Raw genomic sequence first — 17,279 nt, forward strand, 5'->3', positions numbered from 1 at the left:
GCTCACGAATTAATGCAAAGGACAATTGCCATGAATATTTCTGATAACAGCCCACAAGGCCAACTTTCGTCTCAACAGTTTTATCGCCAATACAGTGCCAATGCTTTACTTCCTGAACTAGATTGGCAAAGTATTTTCCCTCACAGCAAGCTCAATGAAGCAAACATCAAAGCGTTAAATACAATTTATCAATGTGCAGTTCCCCTCGCACTTAATGTATTTCATGATCTAAATTTTGATGTATTTGCACCTGCGGCTTATCATCCCCAAGGTTTAGGTTTATTTGATAAATTGGCACAACAAGAAGAAAACTTTTTAAAAGTTCTTAGCGCTGAAAGTGAAAATCTTGACCACGACACACGTCATCAAATCTGGAGCATGCTACTCCGTGGCGGTGCTGTACTCGTTTTCAAAGCTTGGCTTGGTCATGTCAAACTCGGCGAGAATCAGTTAGATATGACTCAGTTTGATGAATTATCGGATTTACTCTTTATTAAAACGCATCCAGATCAACTTGCTGAACGACTCCATGTTGATGAAAAAGCAAAACTCGACCATATCTTCTTAATGTATGGCAATGACATTTTCCTTGATCGCTTCAACAGTCTAGAAACAGCTGCTTTGTTTGTTGATTTAGGCGTTTATGATGCAGCCTTCTTAAGCCTACGCGATGACCGCGTAGCTGAATATTTAAAAATGAAAGGTTATGTAACTCAAGATCAAATTGATGATTTGCAATGTGCACTCAATCCTTTGTACTGCGACAGCCTAACACCAAAGCAAGATTGCCTTGCTTAAGTGGCACACATAAAAAAGACCTCAATCGAGGTCTTTTTTCTTTTTAGATTTTCTTATCTTCAATATTTAATGCGCTAATGGCCAATACGGCTTGTGTACGGTTTTGCACACCTAATTTTCTAAAGATAGCCGTTACGTGAGCTTTAATCGTTGCTTCCGAAACATCGAGCTCATATGCGATTTGTTTATTTAACAAACCTTCCGCAACCATCATCAACACACGGAATTGCTGAGGTGTTAACGATTGAATACGTTCAGCTAAAGCAGTTTCATCTGCTGCTCTTGGGTCAAGGTTTAGATTAGATGGCAAGTTCGGTGGCAACCAGATATCACCTTCTAAGACTTGACGAATCGCTTCGCCAATATGACTTGGATGAGCCGACTTAGGAATATAACCCATCGCACCATGAGCGATTGCACGCTGAATGATTGAAGTTTCTTCATGTGCAGAAACAACAATAATCGGAATAGATGGATACTGTGCTCTTACATAAACCAGAGCCGAAAAGCCTGAAGCACCCGGTAAATTTAAATCGAGTAATACTAGATCAGGTTCTGCCCCATTTTCCAAACGCTCATAAAACTCATCAACCGAGGCTGTTTCATGAATTTGTGCCTGTGGCAGGCTATAACGTACTGCTTGAATTAAAGCATGACGAAACAAAGGATGATCATCAACGATTAAAATATTCATAAGCGATTAAAGTAATCTTGAGCATAAGTATGGCCTATTGTAACCCTACTATTTAGATGAAAGATACGTTCATCTTATCCATTTTTATGCAAAATGTTGATAAATGCAGAACTTAGCCAAGATTTTCAGATGTTTTTTAACTTTTAATCAAAATTAATCTGTTTTTTATATAAGCTTCCTTTTTATTATAAAAAATATATCACCTATAATTATATAAAATAAAAACAGCAACTTAATAAAAAAACAAAGTGTAAAAATCCACTATTTATCTTTTATATTTAAAACTGATAAGGTTGACCAATTTCGTTATTTTACAGTTTACCGTCGTTGTTGATTAATAAGTCCAATCTCTTGTTTTAGGCTTAGGAACCAAATTATGACTGGTATCACATCACCAAAACCTTTAAATATCGTTGCTGTTTCTGGTGGCTTAAATACCCCATCTAAAACGGAAAGTCTGGTTCAAGCCATTCTTGATGAATTATCAGAAGCAATCGATATTAAAGTTCACTTTATTAAATTAAGCGAAATCGGGCCTTTATTAGGCGGCGCATTTTATCGCAACCAACTTCCACAACGCGTACAAGATGACCTTGCAGCAGTTGAAGCAGCAGATGCTTTAATTGTAGGTACACCCGTTTACCGTGCTTCTTTTACAGGTCTTTTCAAACATTTCTTCGATTTTGTTGAACAAACTGCGTTGGTCGATGTACCAGTACTTTTAGCCGCATCGGGTGGTAGTGATCGTCATGCACTCGTACTTGAACATCAACTACGTCCATTATTCAGTTTCTTCCAAGCACAAACTTTACCAATTGGCGTATATGCGACCGATCGTGACTTTACTCCTGAATATACGGTGAAAAGCGAGCAATTATCAGATCGTATTACGTTAGCAGTGGCACGCGCATTACCAATTTTAGAATGGGCGCCAGCGAAAGGTAAACGTGCTGAAGTGGTTAAATCTAAATCACAGCAAGCAAATCAAGAGCTTGGTATTAACAAGCAAATTGAACAAGAAGAAGTATTACCTTCAGCGGCTGTACCAGACCTTGATGCGGCAGAATCTCGTTTGCATCACAAGTCTGGCAAATCATTAACGCATGTTGCCTAAGCGCAATATGCCTAAATAAAAAGAACGAATGGGGAGAGCGAACCATGACGCAATTACAACAACCAATTAAATTTGCTTATTGGGTACCAAACGTAAGCGGTGGCCTTGTAGTGAGTAACATCGAACAGCGTACAGACTGGAGTTATGACTACAATGTTCGACTTGCACAGGCTGCCGAAAACAATGGTTTTGAATATGCGCTCACCCAAATTCGTTTTACGGCTGGGTACGGGGCAGAAAACCAACATGAATCGGTAAGTTTTAGTCATGCATTACTAGCAAAAACTGAAAAACTGAAAGTCATTGCGGCGATTCTCCCCGGCCCCTGGAAACCCGCGTTGGCGGCAAAACAACTTGCAACGATTGATTATCTAACTGAAGGCCGTATTGCGATTAACGTAGTGAGTGGCTGGTTCAGAGGTGAGTTTGATGCCATTGGTGAAGAGTGGCCTGAGCATGATGAACGTTATGTTCGCTCCGAAGAATTTATTCGCACGCTAAAAGGAATCTGGACCACCGACAACTATAGTTTCAATGGTAAATACTACCAGTTCCAAAACTACACGCTTAAACCAAAACCTTTGCAAAAGCCTTATATCGAAGTTTTCCAAGGTGGCAGTTCACGTGCTGCACGTGACATGGCGTCTCGCGTATCTGACTGGTATTTCACTAACGGTAATACGGTAGAAGAAATTCAAAAACAAGTCGAAGATATTCGCACTAAAGCAAAAGCCAATAACCATCATGTCAAAATTGGGGTAAATGCATTCATCATTGCCAGAGATACCGAAGAAGAAGCAAAAGCAGTACTTCAAGAAATTATTGATAAAGCCAACACTGAAGCCGTAAATGCATTTGGAGATGCTACACGTGAAGCAGGTGCTGCTTCACCAGAGCAACAAGGTAACTGGGCAAAATCAAGTTTTGAAGACTTAGTGCAATACAACGATGGCTTTAAAACCAATTTAATTGGTACGCCGCAGCAAATTGCAGAGCGTATTGTGGCACTCAAAAATGTAGGTGTTGATTTGATTCTTTCCGGATTTTTACACTTTATTGAAGAGGTGGAATATTTCGGAGAAAAAGTTCTGCCGCTCGTTCGTCAGTTAGAACTTCAACAGGAGAAGGAGGTAGAAATCCAAGCTAAATCAGCCTAAAAAACCCCAGTTAAAACAGCGCAAGATAATAAAAACAATAAATTAAAAATAAAGAATTTATTGGCTCCAAGACTCGGCTTGGAGCCTTTATTTTTTAGGATTTCTCGACTTCTCGAATCACAGTTTCAACTGAGTAACGGCACCATTTTGAAAGTTTCTCGATAAATTCATTTAAGGCAGCGGGTTCAAAATGGCTGACAATCATATAGCAAGCATTGCCCATGACTTTAAAGCATTCATCGATTTGTTCATATTGCTTAACCAAATTTTCAATTTCTTCAAATGCGCGTTGTTCATTTAAATGCAAGTGAATAAATTGCTTATGCGAATATTGCACGGCAATGGTGTAGTTTTTGATAACACCTGCATCCATTAACTGAGCAATTCGAGCACCCACCGCCTGTCCTGTTCGATGGACGCGCTGCCCAATGTCTTTATTTGTCAGACGAGAATCTTGTTTGAGTAATGCAATAATTTTTAGATCAATCGGGTCTAATTCAATATTCATTTTTCATGGTGAAAGAAAACTGGCGGTAATGCTTTCATCTGACTATAGCCGATTTTTCAAGCAGAGAATAATCTTGTTTTATCTCATATCAACAAGAGTGACCTCATGAAACAAGCTCTATTAGTTATCGATGTACAAAATGATTATTTTAAAAATGGCAAAATGGAATTGGTTGGGCCAGAGCAAGCGCTAGAAAAAATAAAACAACTCGAACAATATTTTAACGAGAAAAACTTGCTCATCATTTATGTGCAGCATATTAACCCGCCACAAGCGAGTTTCTTCCAAGAAAATACAGATGGGGTTTTACTTCATCCTGAACTCAGTGCTGGCAGTGATTCATTAATCGTGACAAAGCATTTTCCAAACAGTTTTTTAGAAACCAATTTAGATGAGCTTTTAAAAACACATCAAATTGAACAACTCGTGATTACAGGCATGATGACGCATATGTGTATTGATTCAGGGACTCGTGCAGCCAAAGAACTTGGCTATCAACCCATCTTAATTGCAGATGCAACCGCAACTCGCGATTTAAGCCATGATAGAAAAATTGTAAAAGCTGAAGACGTACAAACTGCTTTTTTAACTGCGCTGAGTACATTTGCAAATGTAGAAAATACTGCTGACTTTTTAGCAAGCTCTTAGTAGAAAGCAATAAAAAAGCCCCAGATGGGGCTTTTTTAAAATTAGTTCTGCTTATCAGGATAAACCGTTGTAATTAACTGATCTACCACTGCAGGCTCAGCCAAGGTTGAAGTATCACCTAAACTATCTAGCTCATTCGCTGCAATTTTTCTTAAAATACGGCGCATGATTTTACCCGAACGCGTTTTAGGTAACGCTGGTGCCCAATGTAATGCATCAGGTGAGGCCACAGGTCCAAGCACTTTACGTACCCAGTTGATTAACTCTTTACGCAGCTCTTCCGATTCTGCAACACCTGCCTGTAAGGTCACGAAAGTACAAATACCTTGTCCTTTAATCTCATGTGGCATACCCACCACTGCTGCTTCTGCTACAGATTCATGCGAAACCAAAGCACTTTCAATTTCAGCAGTACCTAGACGATGACCTGAAACGTTTAAGACGTCGTCAACACGACCTGTGATCCAGTAATACCCATCTTCATCACGGCGAGCACCATCGCCTGTAAAATAAGTATTTTTAAAGGTCGAGAAATAAGCTTCAATAAAGCGGTCCGGATCACCCCAAATAGTACGCATCTGGCCTGGCCATGAATCTTTAATCACAAGGTTACCTTCAACCGCACCTTCTAGCTCATTACCTTCACCATCCACAATGGCGGGTTGAATCCCAAATAATGGACGTGTTGCTGAACCTGGTTTTAAAGCTGTTGCACCCGGCAATGGAGCAATCAAAATACCGCCTGTTTCGGTTTGCCACCATGTATCAACAATCGGGCAGCGGCCTTCACCAACAACATTGTAGTACCAATTCCAAGCTTCAGGGTTAATAGGTTCACCGACCGAACCGAGTAAACGCAAGCTGCTACGGTTACTTTCGCGTACAAATGAATCACCCTCTCGCATCATGGCGCGAATTGCGGTTGGAGCTGTATATAAGATAGAAACTTTATGTTTATCGACTACGTGACCAAGACGTGCCCATGTTGGGTATTGAGGCACGCCTTCAAACATTAAGGTCGTGGTACCATTTGCTAGCGGTCCATAAATCAAATAACTATGCCCTGTAATCCAACCGATATCGGCTGTACACCAATACACATCATCTTGTTTTAAATCGAAGACCTCTTTAAAGGTACTGGTTACATAAACTAAGTAACCGCCTGTCGTATGCAACACACCTTTCGGTTTACCTGTCGAGCCCGATGTATAAAGAATAAATAAAGGGTCTTCTGCCTTCATCGGCTCTGGAGGACAGTTTGCATCAACCTCCATAATAATGAGGTGATACCACAAATCACGACCAGGCTTCATTTCAATCGGGTTTGCATTACGGTAAACCACGATCACATTTTCAACACACTCAGTACCCGGCAACGCTAAAGCCAAATCAACATTTTCTTTGAGTGGTAATAGTTTTCCGGCACGTAGACTTGAGTCTGCGGTAATCACCAGTTTCGCTTGGCTATCTTCAATACGACTCGCTAAAGAGTCTGGCGAGAACCCACCAAACACTACACAGTGAACAGCACCAATACGGGCACAGGCTAACATGGCAATTGCACCCTCAGTGACCATCGGCATATACAGTACAACGCGGTCACCTTTACCAATGCCATATTTCTTTAAAACGTTGGCAAAACGGCAGACTTCGTCGTGTAATTCTTTATAAGAGACAATCTTATGACGAGAAGGATGGTCACCTTCCCAAATAATTGCAGGTTTATGTGGATGTTCTTTAAGATGCCTGTCTAGGCAGTTTGCTGACACGTTCAACTCACCATCAGCAAACCATTCAATTTTAAAATTGTCTTTGTCAAAACTAGTATTTTTAACTTGGGTAAATGGCTTTATCCAATCGACAATTTTAGCTTGCTCTGCCCAGAATTCATCTGGGTTCTCGATAGAGTGTTGATAACGTTTAAAGTAGTCTGCTTCAACAGTACGAGCTGTTTTTTTAAATTCCTCTGGTACTGGATAGATCTCATTCATACGCAACTTCCTTGATCTTGTGCATCCCATCTCGAGACTGTGGCTATTATTTTACTGGATCTTATTTGCATGCCTTTGCAGTATGATGACTCATTCAAAGCCTAGACAATGCGACTTTGGTCATATATTAACCACTTACTCAAGCATACGAAATTATGAACATTTTTATAAAATTAAGTTGATTTAAAACATTTGTCTATAGCTTTTACTTTTATAATTTTTTCAATATTTGATGGTTTTGATCATCAACAAAGATTATTTTGTCTCTCATATGCAACCTAGGAATAAAATAATATGTTTGCCCAAACAACTTCCTCACGCCCACCACAGCTGCCTTTAAAAGATAGCCCTTTTTCAATTCATGGCCGTTTTAACCGTATGAGTTATTTAGGTGGATATGGACTGATTTATTTAGTCACAATCGTGGGTTATTTTATTCTGGCCTCCTTTCTTGGAAGTTTTCAGCTTTCAAGTAATTTATTTAATTTTGAGTTTTATAGCTCTCTTTCTGGCCTCAGTGCTTTGGTGGTATGGGCTTTTTGGCTATTCCTGATTTATTTAAATGTTGTTCTCGTCGTGCGACGTTTGCATGATCTAAATAAAAGTGGTTGGATGGGATTACTACTATTCATTCCAGTTGTTCAGTTCTTTTTTATGATTTATTTACTACTTGCCTCAGGTACAGCAGGTCCAAATCAATATGGTCCATCTCGACCATCAACGTTCATAGAAAAGTTAATGGCTTGGTTTATTTTATTGGCTATTTTAATTAGCCTTATTTCTACCGCAGGCTTTTTTTACTACTTCTCTGGTACCGATACTATTCAAACCCCGTCACAAATCTTACAAAAAGGAACGGAATACTTTTAATTAAAAAACACTTTATTATTCAGATGAACTCATTATAGTAGGCGCACATTTTATCTCCTACTATAATGAAGGCCGATCATCGCTTTCATAATTTTTTAAAATAGAGACTTGTTGTGGCTGATGAACAAAAATCCTTAACGGATGTTGCAAAAAATACAGGCGAACTTTTGCAAGAAGCAGGTACTAAAACCACTCAAACGGTTTTAGCCCATACCGAAAAGTATCATGATGCCTATACCACTATTGATAAAATCGTGGATAGCTTCTGGGAACGTGTGCCTTATATTTGTATTGCGATTATCGTTTTTATTATTTTTTGGCTACTCACCAAATTATTTAAGTTCTTTGTTCGTAAAACCTTAGAAAATCGTTCTTATACGCGCCAAAACCTAGTGTTGGTTCTAAACCGTGTAGGAAGTACGACAATTTTATTTTTTGGATTCTTAATTGCACTTGTCATCATGATCCCAGGTTTTACCCCGGGGCAACTCATGAGCGCGTTAGGGATCGGTTCGGTTGCAATTGGTTTTGCATTTAAAGATATTTTCCAAAACTTGCTTTCAGGTATTTTAATTTTATTGAGCGAACCGTTCCGTATTGGCGATTCAATCGTGGTCAATTCACTTGAAGGAACTGTTGAAGATATCCAAATTCGTGCAACATTCTTACGCTCGCCAGATGGCCGTCGCATTGTTATTCCAAATGCCACTGTTTATACGAGCGCTTTAACTGTAAATACGGCTTATCAGCAGCGACGTTGTGAGTTTGTAGTCGGCATTGGATATGACGACGATGAACAAAAAGCTAAACAGATTATTTTAGATATTCTTAATAATGACCGAAATGTACTCAGTCAACCAGCTTTCTCGGTTAACGTTACAGCTTTAGCAGATTTCTCGGTTAACCTGACTGTACGTTGGTGGGTTGATACTACTGAAACTGATATGTCCTCATCTACAAGCACAATTCAAGCTCAAGTAAAACAAGCTTTCAATGAGAACGGAATTAATATTCCTTACCCAATTCAGGAATTAAAAATGGCTTCAAATCAGCCACTTTTAAACCCAGAAACATCAACTAAAGAGACGACCTAAAATATAAGAAATAGACGTTTCAGTTCTTAAAATACGGTTGCCTAAGCTCACAGCTTGGCAGCCGTTTTTTGTGAGCAAATCAATTTCATAGGGAATAAAGCCGCCTTCGGGTCCAACGACTACACTGCACGCATGCGGAATATTAACTGGCATGCTCTGCTCGGCATACGGATGAGCCACATAGGCGGGACTTTCCTTTGAAATTAAGTTTGGTAGAACATCTTCAACAAAAGGTTTAAAGCGTTTATATAATTGAATTTCAGGAGCAATGGTGTCGCCTGCTTGCTCAAGCCCTAAAGTCACATAGTTATCAAGTTGTTGTAAAAATGGAGTTTGCCAATAGCTTTTATCTACGCGGTAACTATGAATCAAACTAATTCTTTCAACACCTAGAGTCACACTATCCATAATTAAACGGCGTAAAACTTTGGGCCTTGGTAACGCTACGATTAAATGTACTGGAAGTTTTGCAGGTACAACTTCTTCAGTGATAGGCCGTATACAAACTTCTTGCTCATTCATCGAAACAATTTCAGTGGTATAGCGTGCACCATTACGAACACCAACTTTTAGATTTTGGCCCACCGTAATATCAAGATGTTCACGTAAATGCTGCAATTGGCGTTTTGAACGGATTAACCATAAATCTGACTGAACATCATCAGGTTCTAGTAAAACGATATTCATGGTTTTTCGGCCAAATACCGGTTAATTACACCAATATGCTTTTGTAATGAACCTTGGTTACGTTGTAAGACTTTATGCGCCTGCTCTACCACCTGCTTTGCTTCTTCAGGCTCGGCTAAACATGCCATCCAGATTGCTACAACTTGCTCAGCGTCTTGAGCAATGAGCACCCCATTTTCATCAATAAATTCATCAACAATGGTTTGGAAATTAAAGTAACGAGGTCCAATTACGGTCGGTACATTTAAAACCATAGGCTCTAAAATATTATGCCCACCACCTGGTTCATTAAGTGATCCCCCCACAAAACACACCTGACTTAAGGCATACCATAGCCAAAGCTCACCCATACTATCCGCCAGATAAACCTGTGTACTGGCGTGAATACTATGATTCATACTTCTACGATGAGTGATTAGATCTAAGTTCTGACAAATTTCAAATACTTCATCAAAACGTTCAGGATGTCGAGGCACGACAATACAAACTAAATCTGGATCTGACTTTAGATAAGGTGCAAGTGCCTGCAAAATTTGTTGTTCTTCTGGCGCATGTGTACTGGCAATTGTTAGGACTTTACGCTGTCCCAAATACCATTGTTGTTGTAATTGCTCAGCCTGATTTATAAAAGCCTCAGGTGCATGGATATCAAACTTAATATTTCCAACTACCTGACTTTTTTGTTGATCTAAACCAAGTTCTACATAACGTTGTCGAGTTGCATTATCTTGTGCCAACACCCAGTCAATTTGTTTCAGCATTCCTGCCGTTAGACCTGAAACGCGACTATAACCTTTCGCTGATTTTTCTGATAATCGCGCATTTAATAATAAACAAGGAACCTGCTGTAGCTTGGCTTGATCAATTAAATTTGGCCAAAGCTCAGTCTCAACCAATGCTAAAAGCTTTGGCTGATATAACTCAAAAAATTGTTTTAAAAGATGCTTTTGATCAACAGGCAAATAAACTGCTTGAAATAGATCTAAATAAGGTGCTTTTAAAAATAATGATTTGGCACGCGCCTGCCCCGTCTTTGTTGTATTAGTAACTAATACAGGTTGACCGAGTTTAAGATAATGCTCGATTAAAGGCTGCGCAGCATTGGTTTCTCCAACCGAAACAGCGTGGAACCAAATTGCTCTTACATTTTTCGGAGACTCAAACGGCCCAAATCTTTCAAGACATTCCTGATTATATAATTCCTGGCTTTCTGCACGTCTTTTTATCCGCCATTGGTAAAAAGGTTTTAATAAATGGAGTGCGGTGTTGTACCAAAAAGGGGTCGCCAAGCGGTTTGCCTCAAATAGTCAAAGTTTAAAACTGGGGAAAATATAACATAGATAGAAAAAATGGCAGAGTTTCGATACCTAAACTCTACCATTACAAGAAAAGCGATTTACTGAATTCAGAAATGGACGAAGTCAGCAAAACATCATTTCAAAGAATCTTATGAAGCTTCTAGTGTTGGATAGTCTGTATAACCTTCAGCACCTTTCGCATATAAAGTCGTTGCTTGAAGTTCGTTTAGTGGCAAATCTTGCTCTAAACGCTGTAAAAGATCTGGGTTAGCAATATATGCCTTACCAAAAGATACAGCATCTGCCTGACCTTCACGCAAGATACGTTTTGCTGATTCTGGTGTTAGGTTCTCATTGGCAATCCATACACCATTAAATTTTTCGCGAAGTTTAGGACTAATACTATCAGCAGCTTCATATTCACGAGAGAAAATGAAAGCAACATTACGTTGGTTAAGTTGTTCAACTACATAACCAAAAGTTGCTAATGGGTTTTCATCTCCCATATCGTGTGAATCACCACGCGGTGCAATATGAACACCTACTCGGCCTGCGCCCCACACTTCAATAAATGCATCAACGACTTCTAATAATAAACGTGCGCGATTTTCAACAGGACCACCGTATTCATCATCACGTTGGTTGGTATTACTTTGAAGGAACTGGTCAATTAAGTAACCGTTCGCTGCGTGTAATTCAACACCATCAAAACCTGCTGCTTTAGCCAGTTCTGCTGAATGTTTGTATTGAGCAATAACTTCTTGAATCTCTTCAATTGAAAGTGCACGCGGTGTTACATAGGGACGTTTAGGACGTAATAAACTCACTTCACCCGCAGGTTGAATTGCACTTGGTGCAACAGGAATATCACCATCTAAAAGTTCAGGATGCGAAATACGGCCTACATGCCAAAGTTGAGCTACAATTTTTGAACCTTGAGCATGAACTGCCTCAATAATTTTATTCCAAGCTTGTGCCTGCTCTTGTGACCATAATCCTGGGGTGTCTGCGTAACCCACAGTTTTTGAACCAATTACTGTTGCTTCGGTCAAAATTAGACCAGCATTTGCACGTTGTTGATAGTATTCAACCATTAAATCATTAGGCACTCGGCTTACACCACTACGCGCACGCGTTAATGGAGCCATTACCAATCGATTTTTGATTTCAAAATCACCAACCGTTAAAGGAGTATTGAGTTCAGCCATAATCGCCTCGACTTACACTTTTAATAATTTAAAGTGTTTGTTTTAAATGTTCGATATATTGCTGAATCAAAGCTTCGTTACGTGAAAAATAAGACCATTGACCATATTTTTGGACCTGAATAAGCCCCGCCTGTTGTAACACAGACAAATGATTGGACATTGTAGACTGAGCTACTTTACCCAAACGTTCAATATGACCTGCACAAACACCCTTCTCAAAACTACCACCACATTCTTCAATCGGTAAATAATGTGCAGGTTCTTTTAACCATTGCAAAATTTGCCGACGTAGAGGGTTGGAAAGGGCTTTGCTAATTGCATCAATATCCATAGGCTCAACACGTCTTTTAAACGAACAAAGCTTTGTTCAGCATTTCGAAAATATAATATCGCATTTTTTCGATATTCATATCTATTTTTTTCGATATTCATATCGTATTTTTTCGATTAACATTCGAAAACTGAACTGCTTTGCCGTTTTAATCGCTAAAAATCCAAGAGTTCTACATATTCATAGATGAAGTGTATTTAAACTAAAAGTTCAGCAGACTCTTATAAACCTTGTTTTAAACTCGCTTCGATGAAACGATCAAGGTCACCATCAAGAACAGCACCTGTATTAGAGTTTTCAACCCCTGTACGTAAATCTTTAATACGAGAATCATCTAATACATATGAACGAATTTGGCTTCCCCAACCAATATCAGACTTCGAGTCTTCTAGAGCTTGAGCTGCTTCATTACGTTTTTGCATTTCCAATTCATATAAACGTGCACGTAACTGTTTCCATGCGTGGTCACGGTTAGCATGTTGCGAACGCTGGTTCTGACACGCTACTACAATACCTGTTGGGATATGAGTCAAACGCACAGCCGAGTCGGTTTTGTTAATATGCTGACCACCTGCACCAGATGCACGGTACGTATCGGTACGAACATCAGAAGGGTTAATATCAATTTCAATATTGTCATCAACTTCTGGTGAAATAAATACCGCAGAGAATGAAGTGTGACGACGGTTGCCACTGTCAAATGGTGATTTACGAACTAAACGGTGTACACCTGACTCTGTGCGTAACCAACCGTAGGCATATTCACCTTCCACACGAATCGTTGCTGATTTAATACCTGCTACGTCACCGTCAGACACTTCCATAAGTTCTGCTTTAAAACCATGACGTTCAATCCAGCGCATATACATGCGTAAAAGCATAGACGCCCAATCTTGTGCTTCAGTACCACCTGAACCTGATTGAATCTCGACATAGCAAGGGTTCGGGTCCATTGGGTTACTAAACATGCGACGGAATTCAAGTTTAGCCAGTTCATCTTCGGCAGCACCAAGCTCCGACTGAACATCTTCAAGCAGGCTTTCATCGTCGGCTTCTACAGCCAAATCTAACATCGCTTTTGCATCTTCAAGCTGTGTAGATAAGCCATCCAATACATTAATAACGTTTTCTAGTTCGCCCTTTTCTTTCGCCATCGCCTGAGCACGGCTTTGATCATTCCAGATTGCAGGGTCTTCTAACTCACGTAAAACTTCTTCTAAACGTTCTTTTTTCAGATCGTAGTCAAAGATACCCCCGTAGTGTTTGGCTACGATCAGTTAAGTCTTTCAATTGGTTTAGATAAGGATTAATTTCCACGCGAGTGTTCCCATAAGAGCAGATAAACGGTCAATTATTTTAGCATAGCTGCGGTTATCTACGAACCCGCTTTGTATTTCTCATCATATTTCATCAATTTGATTTATAAATTTTCTTCAGTTCAATTTAAGATTAATTAGTAACATCCTCATACAAAATTGGGTACTTTTACAGCATTTTTTATGATCTACACAAAATATCCTCAATTTTAATAAAATAAAACATTATATTTTTATATTTTAAAATCAATATCTTAAATTAAATTAGTTTACATAAATATCACACGGTTACAGTACGGTTACTTGCGCAAGATTGACGACAAAGCTTTTTCGTCTAGACTAAAAGTTGTAACAAAACATTTATAAAATCGCTTTTTAGAGGGGAGAGATTCCATGAAAAAACTAGCAATTGCATCAGCTCTTTTATCTGCACTCGCAGTGAGTGGCGCAGCAAACGCTTACCAAGCTGAAGTTGGTGGTTCTTACAATTATCTTGATCCAGACAACGGTAGCAGCGTAAGTAAATTCGGTGTTGACGGGACTTATTACTTTAATCCTGTTCAAACTCGTAACGCTCCACTTGCTGAAGCAGCTTTCTTAAGCCGTGCAAGTAACGTTAACGCCCTTATCAACTATGGCGATAACAGCGGTACAAAAGATACTCAATATGGCGTAGGTGTTGAATATTACGTTCCTAACTCAGATTTCTACCTTAGCGGTGATGTAGGTCGAAATGAGCGTGAAATTGATAACACTAATTACGACCAAAAAGTAACTACTTACGCAGCTGAAGTAGGTTATTTACCAGCTCCAGGTTTATTACTTGCTCTAGGTGTTAAAGGCTACGACGAAAAAGACGGCAAAGACGGCGCTGATCCAACAGTTCGTGCTAAATACGTAACTCAAGTAGGTCAACATGACGTAAACCTTGAAGCGTTCGGTGCGTTCGGTGACCTAGACGAATATAAAGTTCGTGGTGACTACTACATCGACAAAACTTTAAGTGTTGGTGCTGATTACTACAACAACGACTTAACTGACAAAGATGAATTTGGTATCAATGCTAAAAAATTCTTAAATCAGCAAGTAAGTGTTGAAGGCCGTGTTGGATTTGGTGATAACGACAACACTTATGGTGTTCGTGCAGCATACCGCTTCTAATCAAGCCTAAAGTCATAAAAAAATCCGCTCAATTGAGCGGATTTTTTTATTGGTTTAAATGTACGATGCGTAATTGTAAATTCACATTTCCATTAAATGCATTACGATCTATTTCATAGACCAAATGTACATAATCCCGCATTGGGTCAAATTCAAAACGGCCTGCTGCATTAAAAGCAATTGCATCAAAACTATATTGGCCGAGTGCTAATTTAAGCTTCAAATGCGTTTCTTTAAGCCAGCGATAATCAACAACTTTAAAATGCCCCTCAAACTGAGGAAAAGGGAATTTTTGTCCCCAAGGCCCCAACTGTTCTATCCAATCTAATGTATTTAGTTGCAAAGCCGAAGCAGGGAGTTCTCCATCCGTCCATAGCGTTGCTTGAAACAAAGACTCTTCCATTGCTGCAATACAATTGGTAAACGCTGTTTTAAAAGCTTCGAAGTTTTCTTTACGTATGGTTAAACCTGCTGCTGCTGCATGCCCACCAAAATGGCTCACCAATTCTGGATGTTGTTCAGCAACCTGTTCAATTGTATCTCGAATATGCACCCCATCAATTGAACGTGCAGACCCTTTTATATGAATACCATCTTCATCAGGTGCAAATACAATAGTGGGACGATGAAACTGCTCTTTTAAACGCCCCGCTACAATTCCAATCACACCTTGATGCCAGTTTTCTTCGAAGAGTATAAGAGCTGGAGGAACGTCTTCCTTTGAGAGCTGCAAGCTATCTAAAGCAGACAAGGCTTGTTGCTTCATCTCCCCTTCGATTTGACGGCGCTCTATATTTAATTGATTTAACTGTCTCGCGATTGGATAGGCAGATTCCATAGTGTCAGCTAATAAACATTCAATGCCTATACGCATGCTCTCCATGCGTCCAGCAGCGTTAATACGCGGACCTAAAACAAAACCTAAATCTTGTGCACGCAAAGATGAAGCCTCACGGCCAGCAATATCTAGCAACGCCAATATTCCGACTCGGCATTGATGTTGTTGAATACGTTTTACGCCTGCATCGACCAAAATACGATTGTTATAATCTAACACAGCAACATCCGCATACGTTCCCAAAGCAACCAAGTCTAGATATTGAGTGACTTTACTTGTACTTTTGTTTTGCTTGTTACGTAAACTTGCTAAATTGGCCAGTACATAAAATGCAACTCCAACACCTGCAAGCGCCTTACTTGGGAACTCACAACCTAACTGATTTGGATTTACAACTGCTTCTGCAAGCGGTGTTTCTTTAGTGGTTAAATGGTGATCTGTAATAACCACTTGCATGCCCAGTGCATGTGCCGCATCAACACCAGCATGGCTGGAAATCCCATTATCGACAGTAATTAATAAATCGGGTTGATAAGTTTGATGTGCAAGCTCTGCAATTGCGGGGGTAAGCCCATAACCGTATTTAAATCGGTCTGGAACCAAATAGTCGACTTGTGCCCCCATATCGCTAAGCACCAATACCATTAAAGCTGTACTGGTTGCACCATCGGCATCATAATCACCGACAATAACAATTTTTTTCTGCTCATCAATAGCTTGATCTATTAATGCCACAGCAGTTTCTAATCCCTTGAGCTGTGGAGCTAATAAATTCTTAAGCTTTAACTCTAATTCCTGTTCAGATTGTACCCCACGCCTTGCCAAAATTTCGGCAATAAACGGAGGCACGCCCTGAAACTGTTCAGGGCGTGTTAATAAAGGTCTTTGTTTGATTTGTATTTTTGTCATTTAAGGCATCAGTCGGTGCAGCGTCCATTGACCGTCGATTTTTTCATAACTCAAGCGGTCATGTAAACGATTTGGTCTTCCCTGCCAGAATTCATAATAATCTGGTTGCAGACGATAGCCTCCCCAGAACTCTGGCTTATCAAGTACTTCACGACTTGTAACTTGCTGTTGTAAGTCTTGAAAACGTTGCTGTAACAGCTCTCGGCTTTCAATCTTACCACTTTGCGGAGTACTGATATGCGCTGCAATCTGGCTATCACGTGGTCGTTTACGATAGTAATCTGTAGACTCTTGCTCAGCAATTTTGACTACACGACCACCAACTCGCACCTGACGCTCTAGACTTGGCCAGTAAAATAATAATTCGGCATATGGATTTTCTGCCAAATCGATACCTTTTTGACTGTCGTAATTAGTATAAAAATCATACCCAGCTTCTGTAGCCCCACGTAACAAAACTGTTCGAACATGAGGTCTGCCATTCGCGCTTGCTGTCGCTAATGACATTGCATAGGGTTCATGCAAATTGGCTGCTAGAGCATGGTTAAACCAACCAAGAAACTGCTGATGAGGATTAGATTCAACTTGCCCCTCATGCAATTCTCCTTGCTCGTAGCTTAAGCGTAATTCACTTAAATCTTTAATGACATCACTCAT

At 39.7% G+C, this 17,279-nt stretch carries 17 protein-coding genes; 7 read left to right on the forward strand and 10 right to left on the reverse strand.

What is annotated here, in order from left to right; all coding sequences use genetic code 11:
* Positions 1-30: 30 nt before the first annotated feature.
* Entirely contained in the window at positions 31-798 is a 768-nt protein-coding gene (locus tag ACTJJG_RS03915) for a hypothetical protein (RefSeq protein WP_017387555.1), read from the forward strand.
* Positions 799-841: 43 nt separating this feature from the next.
* Here the strand turns inward: ACTJJG_RS03915 and ACTJJG_RS03920 are convergent, their stop codons facing one another.
* Positions 842-1,492 carry a response regulator gene (locus ACTJJG_RS03920; protein ID WP_002122041.1) on the reverse strand — a complete coding sequence of 217 codons (651 nt, stop codon included), beginning with the start codon at positions 1,490-1,492 and terminating at the stop codon, positions 842-844.
* Between the two features lie 376 nt (positions 1,493-1,868).
* Here ACTJJG_RS03920 and msuE point away from each other — a divergent pair, with 376 nt between their 5' ends.
* Positions 1,869-2,606 carry an FMN reductase gene (msuE, locus tag ACTJJG_RS03925; protein WP_005066848.1) on the forward strand — a complete coding sequence of 246 codons (738 nt, stop codon included), beginning with the start codon at positions 1,869-1,871 and terminating at the stop codon, positions 2,604-2,606.
* Between the two features lie 44 nt (positions 2,607-2,650).
* Positions 2,651-3,763, forward strand: a complete 1,113-nt coding sequence (gene sfnG / locus ACTJJG_RS03930) for a dimethylsulfone monooxygenase SfnG (RefSeq protein ID WP_068929819.1) — start codon at positions 2,651-2,653, stop codon at positions 3,761-3,763.
* Positions 3,764-3,857: 94 nt separating this feature from the next.
* Here the strand turns inward: sfnG and ACTJJG_RS03935 are convergent, their stop codons facing one another.
* On the reverse strand, positions 3,858-4,271 hold the full coding sequence (locus ACTJJG_RS03935; protein WP_014207916.1) for an Lrp/AsnC family transcriptional regulator: 414 nt from the start codon (positions 4,269-4,271) through the stop codon (positions 3,858-3,860).
* Between the two features lie 105 nt (positions 4,272-4,376).
* Here ACTJJG_RS03935 and ACTJJG_RS03940 point away from each other — a divergent pair, with 105 nt between their 5' ends.
* Positions 4,377-4,919, forward strand: coding sequence for a cysteine hydrolase family protein (locus tag ACTJJG_RS03940; protein WP_372552644.1), 543 nt, complete (start codon positions 4,377-4,379; stop codon positions 4,917-4,919).
* Between the two features lie 41 nt (positions 4,920-4,960).
* Here ACTJJG_RS03940 and acs read toward each other — a convergent pair whose 3' ends face one another.
* The gene (acs, locus tag ACTJJG_RS03945; RefSeq protein WP_032057083.1) at positions 4,961-6,910 is read right to left on the reverse strand and encodes an acetate--CoA ligase; all 1,950 of its coding nucleotides are present in this window, start codon (positions 6,908-6,910) and stop codon (positions 4,961-4,963) included.
* A 294-nt stretch (positions 6,911-7,204) separates the two neighbouring features.
* Between acs and ACTJJG_RS03950 the strand changes: the two genes are divergently transcribed.
* A complete protein-coding gene (locus ACTJJG_RS03950) occupies positions 7,205-7,780 on the forward strand; it encodes a DUF805 domain-containing protein (RefSeq protein WP_032057084.1) in 576 nt (191 codons plus the stop codon).
* 113 nt (positions 7,781-7,893) lie between these two features.
* Positions 7,894-8,874 carry a mechanosensitive ion channel family protein gene (locus tag ACTJJG_RS03955; protein WP_005078641.1) on the forward strand — a complete coding sequence of 327 codons (981 nt, stop codon included), beginning with the start codon at positions 7,894-7,896 and terminating at the stop codon, positions 8,872-8,874.
* Here ACTJJG_RS03955 and ACTJJG_RS03960 read toward each other — a convergent pair.
* From ACTJJG_RS03960 to prfB, 5 genes are all read right to left on the reverse strand, one after another.
* Positions 8,854-9,561, reverse strand: a complete 708-nt coding sequence (locus ACTJJG_RS03960; protein ID WP_014207920.1) for a 16S rRNA (uracil(1498)-N(3))-methyltransferase — start codon at positions 9,559-9,561, stop codon at positions 8,854-8,856. The genes ACTJJG_RS03955 and ACTJJG_RS03960 overlap by 21 nt on opposite strands.
* Positions 9,558-10,850, reverse strand: a complete 1,293-nt coding sequence (locus tag ACTJJG_RS03965) for a 3-deoxy-D-manno-octulosonic acid transferase (protein WP_044424972.1) — start codon at positions 10,848-10,850, stop codon at positions 9,558-9,560. Before ACTJJG_RS03965 ends, ACTJJG_RS03960 begins: the two co-directional genes overlap by 4 nt.
* 158 nt (positions 10,851-11,008) lie before the next feature.
* Positions 11,009-12,067 carry an alkene reductase gene (locus ACTJJG_RS03970; RefSeq protein ID WP_032057086.1) on the reverse strand — a complete coding sequence of 353 codons (1,059 nt, stop codon included), beginning with the start codon at positions 12,065-12,067 and terminating at the stop codon, positions 11,009-11,011.
* Positions 12,068-12,095: 28 nt separating this feature from the next.
* A complete protein-coding gene (locus ACTJJG_RS03975; RefSeq protein ID WP_017399836.1) occupies positions 12,096-12,398 on the reverse strand; it encodes an ArsR/SmtB family transcription factor in 303 nt (100 codons plus the stop codon).
* 221 nt (positions 12,399-12,619) lie between these two features.
* Positions 12,620-13,715 (reverse strand): peptide chain release factor 2 gene (gene prfB, locus ACTJJG_RS03980; RefSeq protein WP_099475557.1). Its coding sequence is split into 2 segments (ribosomal slippage): positions 12,620-13,642 and positions 13,644-13,715, totalling 1,095 coding nucleotides; the frame shifts between segments, so codons are not numbered across the junction.
* A gap of 392 nt (positions 13,716-14,107) precedes the next feature.
* On the opposite strand from prfB, the gene ACTJJG_RS03985 reads away from it, so the two are divergent.
* Positions 14,108-14,875 carry a putative porin gene (locus ACTJJG_RS03985; RefSeq protein WP_002121889.1) on the forward strand — a complete coding sequence of 256 codons (768 nt, stop codon included), beginning with the start codon at positions 14,108-14,110 and terminating at the stop codon, positions 14,873-14,875.
* 46 nt (positions 14,876-14,921) lie between these two features.
* On the opposite strand, the gene recJ is transcribed toward ACTJJG_RS03985, so the two are convergent.
* Together recJ and pdxH are read right to left on the reverse strand one after the other, a co-directional pair.
* Entirely contained in the window at positions 14,922-16,622 is a 1,701-nt protein-coding gene (gene recJ / locus ACTJJG_RS03990; protein ID WP_032057087.1) for a single-stranded-DNA-specific exonuclease RecJ, read from the reverse strand.
* A complete protein-coding gene (gene pdxH / locus ACTJJG_RS03995) occupies positions 16,623-17,279 on the reverse strand; it encodes a pyridoxamine 5'-phosphate oxidase (protein WP_002121930.1) in 657 nt (218 codons plus the stop codon).

The organism is Acinetobacter sp. 22512, from assembly GCF_052044755.1.
Taxonomy (GTDB): domain Bacteria; phylum Pseudomonadota; class Gammaproteobacteria; order Pseudomonadales; family Moraxellaceae; genus Acinetobacter; species Acinetobacter pittii.

Bases quoted from the DNA above. Each gene is read 5' to 3' on its own strand.
- ACTJJG_RS03950 (WP_032057084.1), top strand. From the start codon at position 7,205: ATGTTTGCCCAAACAACTTCCTCACGCCCACCACAGCTGCCTTTAAAA.
- msuE (WP_005066848.1), top strand. From the start codon at position 1,869: ATGACTGGTATCACATCACCAAAACCTTTAAATATCGTTGCTGTTTCT.
- ACTJJG_RS03935 (WP_014207916.1), bottom strand. From the start codon at position 4,271: ATGAATATTGAATTAGACCCGATTGATCTAAAAATTATTGCATTACTC.
- ACTJJG_RS03920 (WP_002122041.1), bottom strand. From the start codon at position 1,492: ATGAATATTTTAATCGTTGATGATCATCCTTTGTTTCGTCATGCTTTA.
- ACTJJG_RS03985 (WP_002121889.1), top strand. From the start codon at position 14,108: ATGAAAAAACTAGCAATTGCATCAGCTCTTTTATCTGCACTCGCAGTG.
- ACTJJG_RS03960 (WP_014207920.1), bottom strand. From the start codon at position 9,561: ATGAATATCGTTTTACTAGAACCTGATGATGTTCAGTCAGATTTATGG.
- acs (WP_032057083.1), bottom strand. From the start codon at position 6,910: ATGAATGAGATCTATCCAGTACCAGAGGAATTTAAAAAAACAGCTCGT.
- sfnG (WP_068929819.1), top strand. From the start codon at position 2,651: ATGACGCAATTACAACAACCAATTAAATTTGCTTATTGGGTACCAAAC.
- ACTJJG_RS03970 (WP_032057086.1), bottom strand. From the start codon at position 12,067: ATGGCTGAACTCAATACTCCTTTAACGGTTGGTGATTTTGAAATCAAA.
- pdxH (WP_002121930.1), bottom strand. From the start codon at position 17,279: ATGAGTGATGTCATTAAAGATTTAAGTGAATTACGCTTAAGCTACGAG.
- ACTJJG_RS03940 (WP_372552644.1), top strand. From the start codon at position 4,377: ATGAAACAAGCTCTATTAGTTATCGATGTACAAAATGATTATTTTAAA.
- recJ (WP_032057087.1), bottom strand. From the start codon at position 16,622: ATGACAAAAATACAAATCAAACAAAGACCTTTATTAACACGCCCTGAA.
- ACTJJG_RS03915 (WP_017387555.1), top strand. From the start codon at position 31: ATGAATATTTCTGATAACAGCCCACAAGGCCAACTTTCGTCTCAACAG.
- ACTJJG_RS03975 (WP_017399836.1), bottom strand. From the start codon at position 12,398: ATGGATATTGATGCAATTAGCAAAGCCCTTTCCAACCCTCTACGTCGG.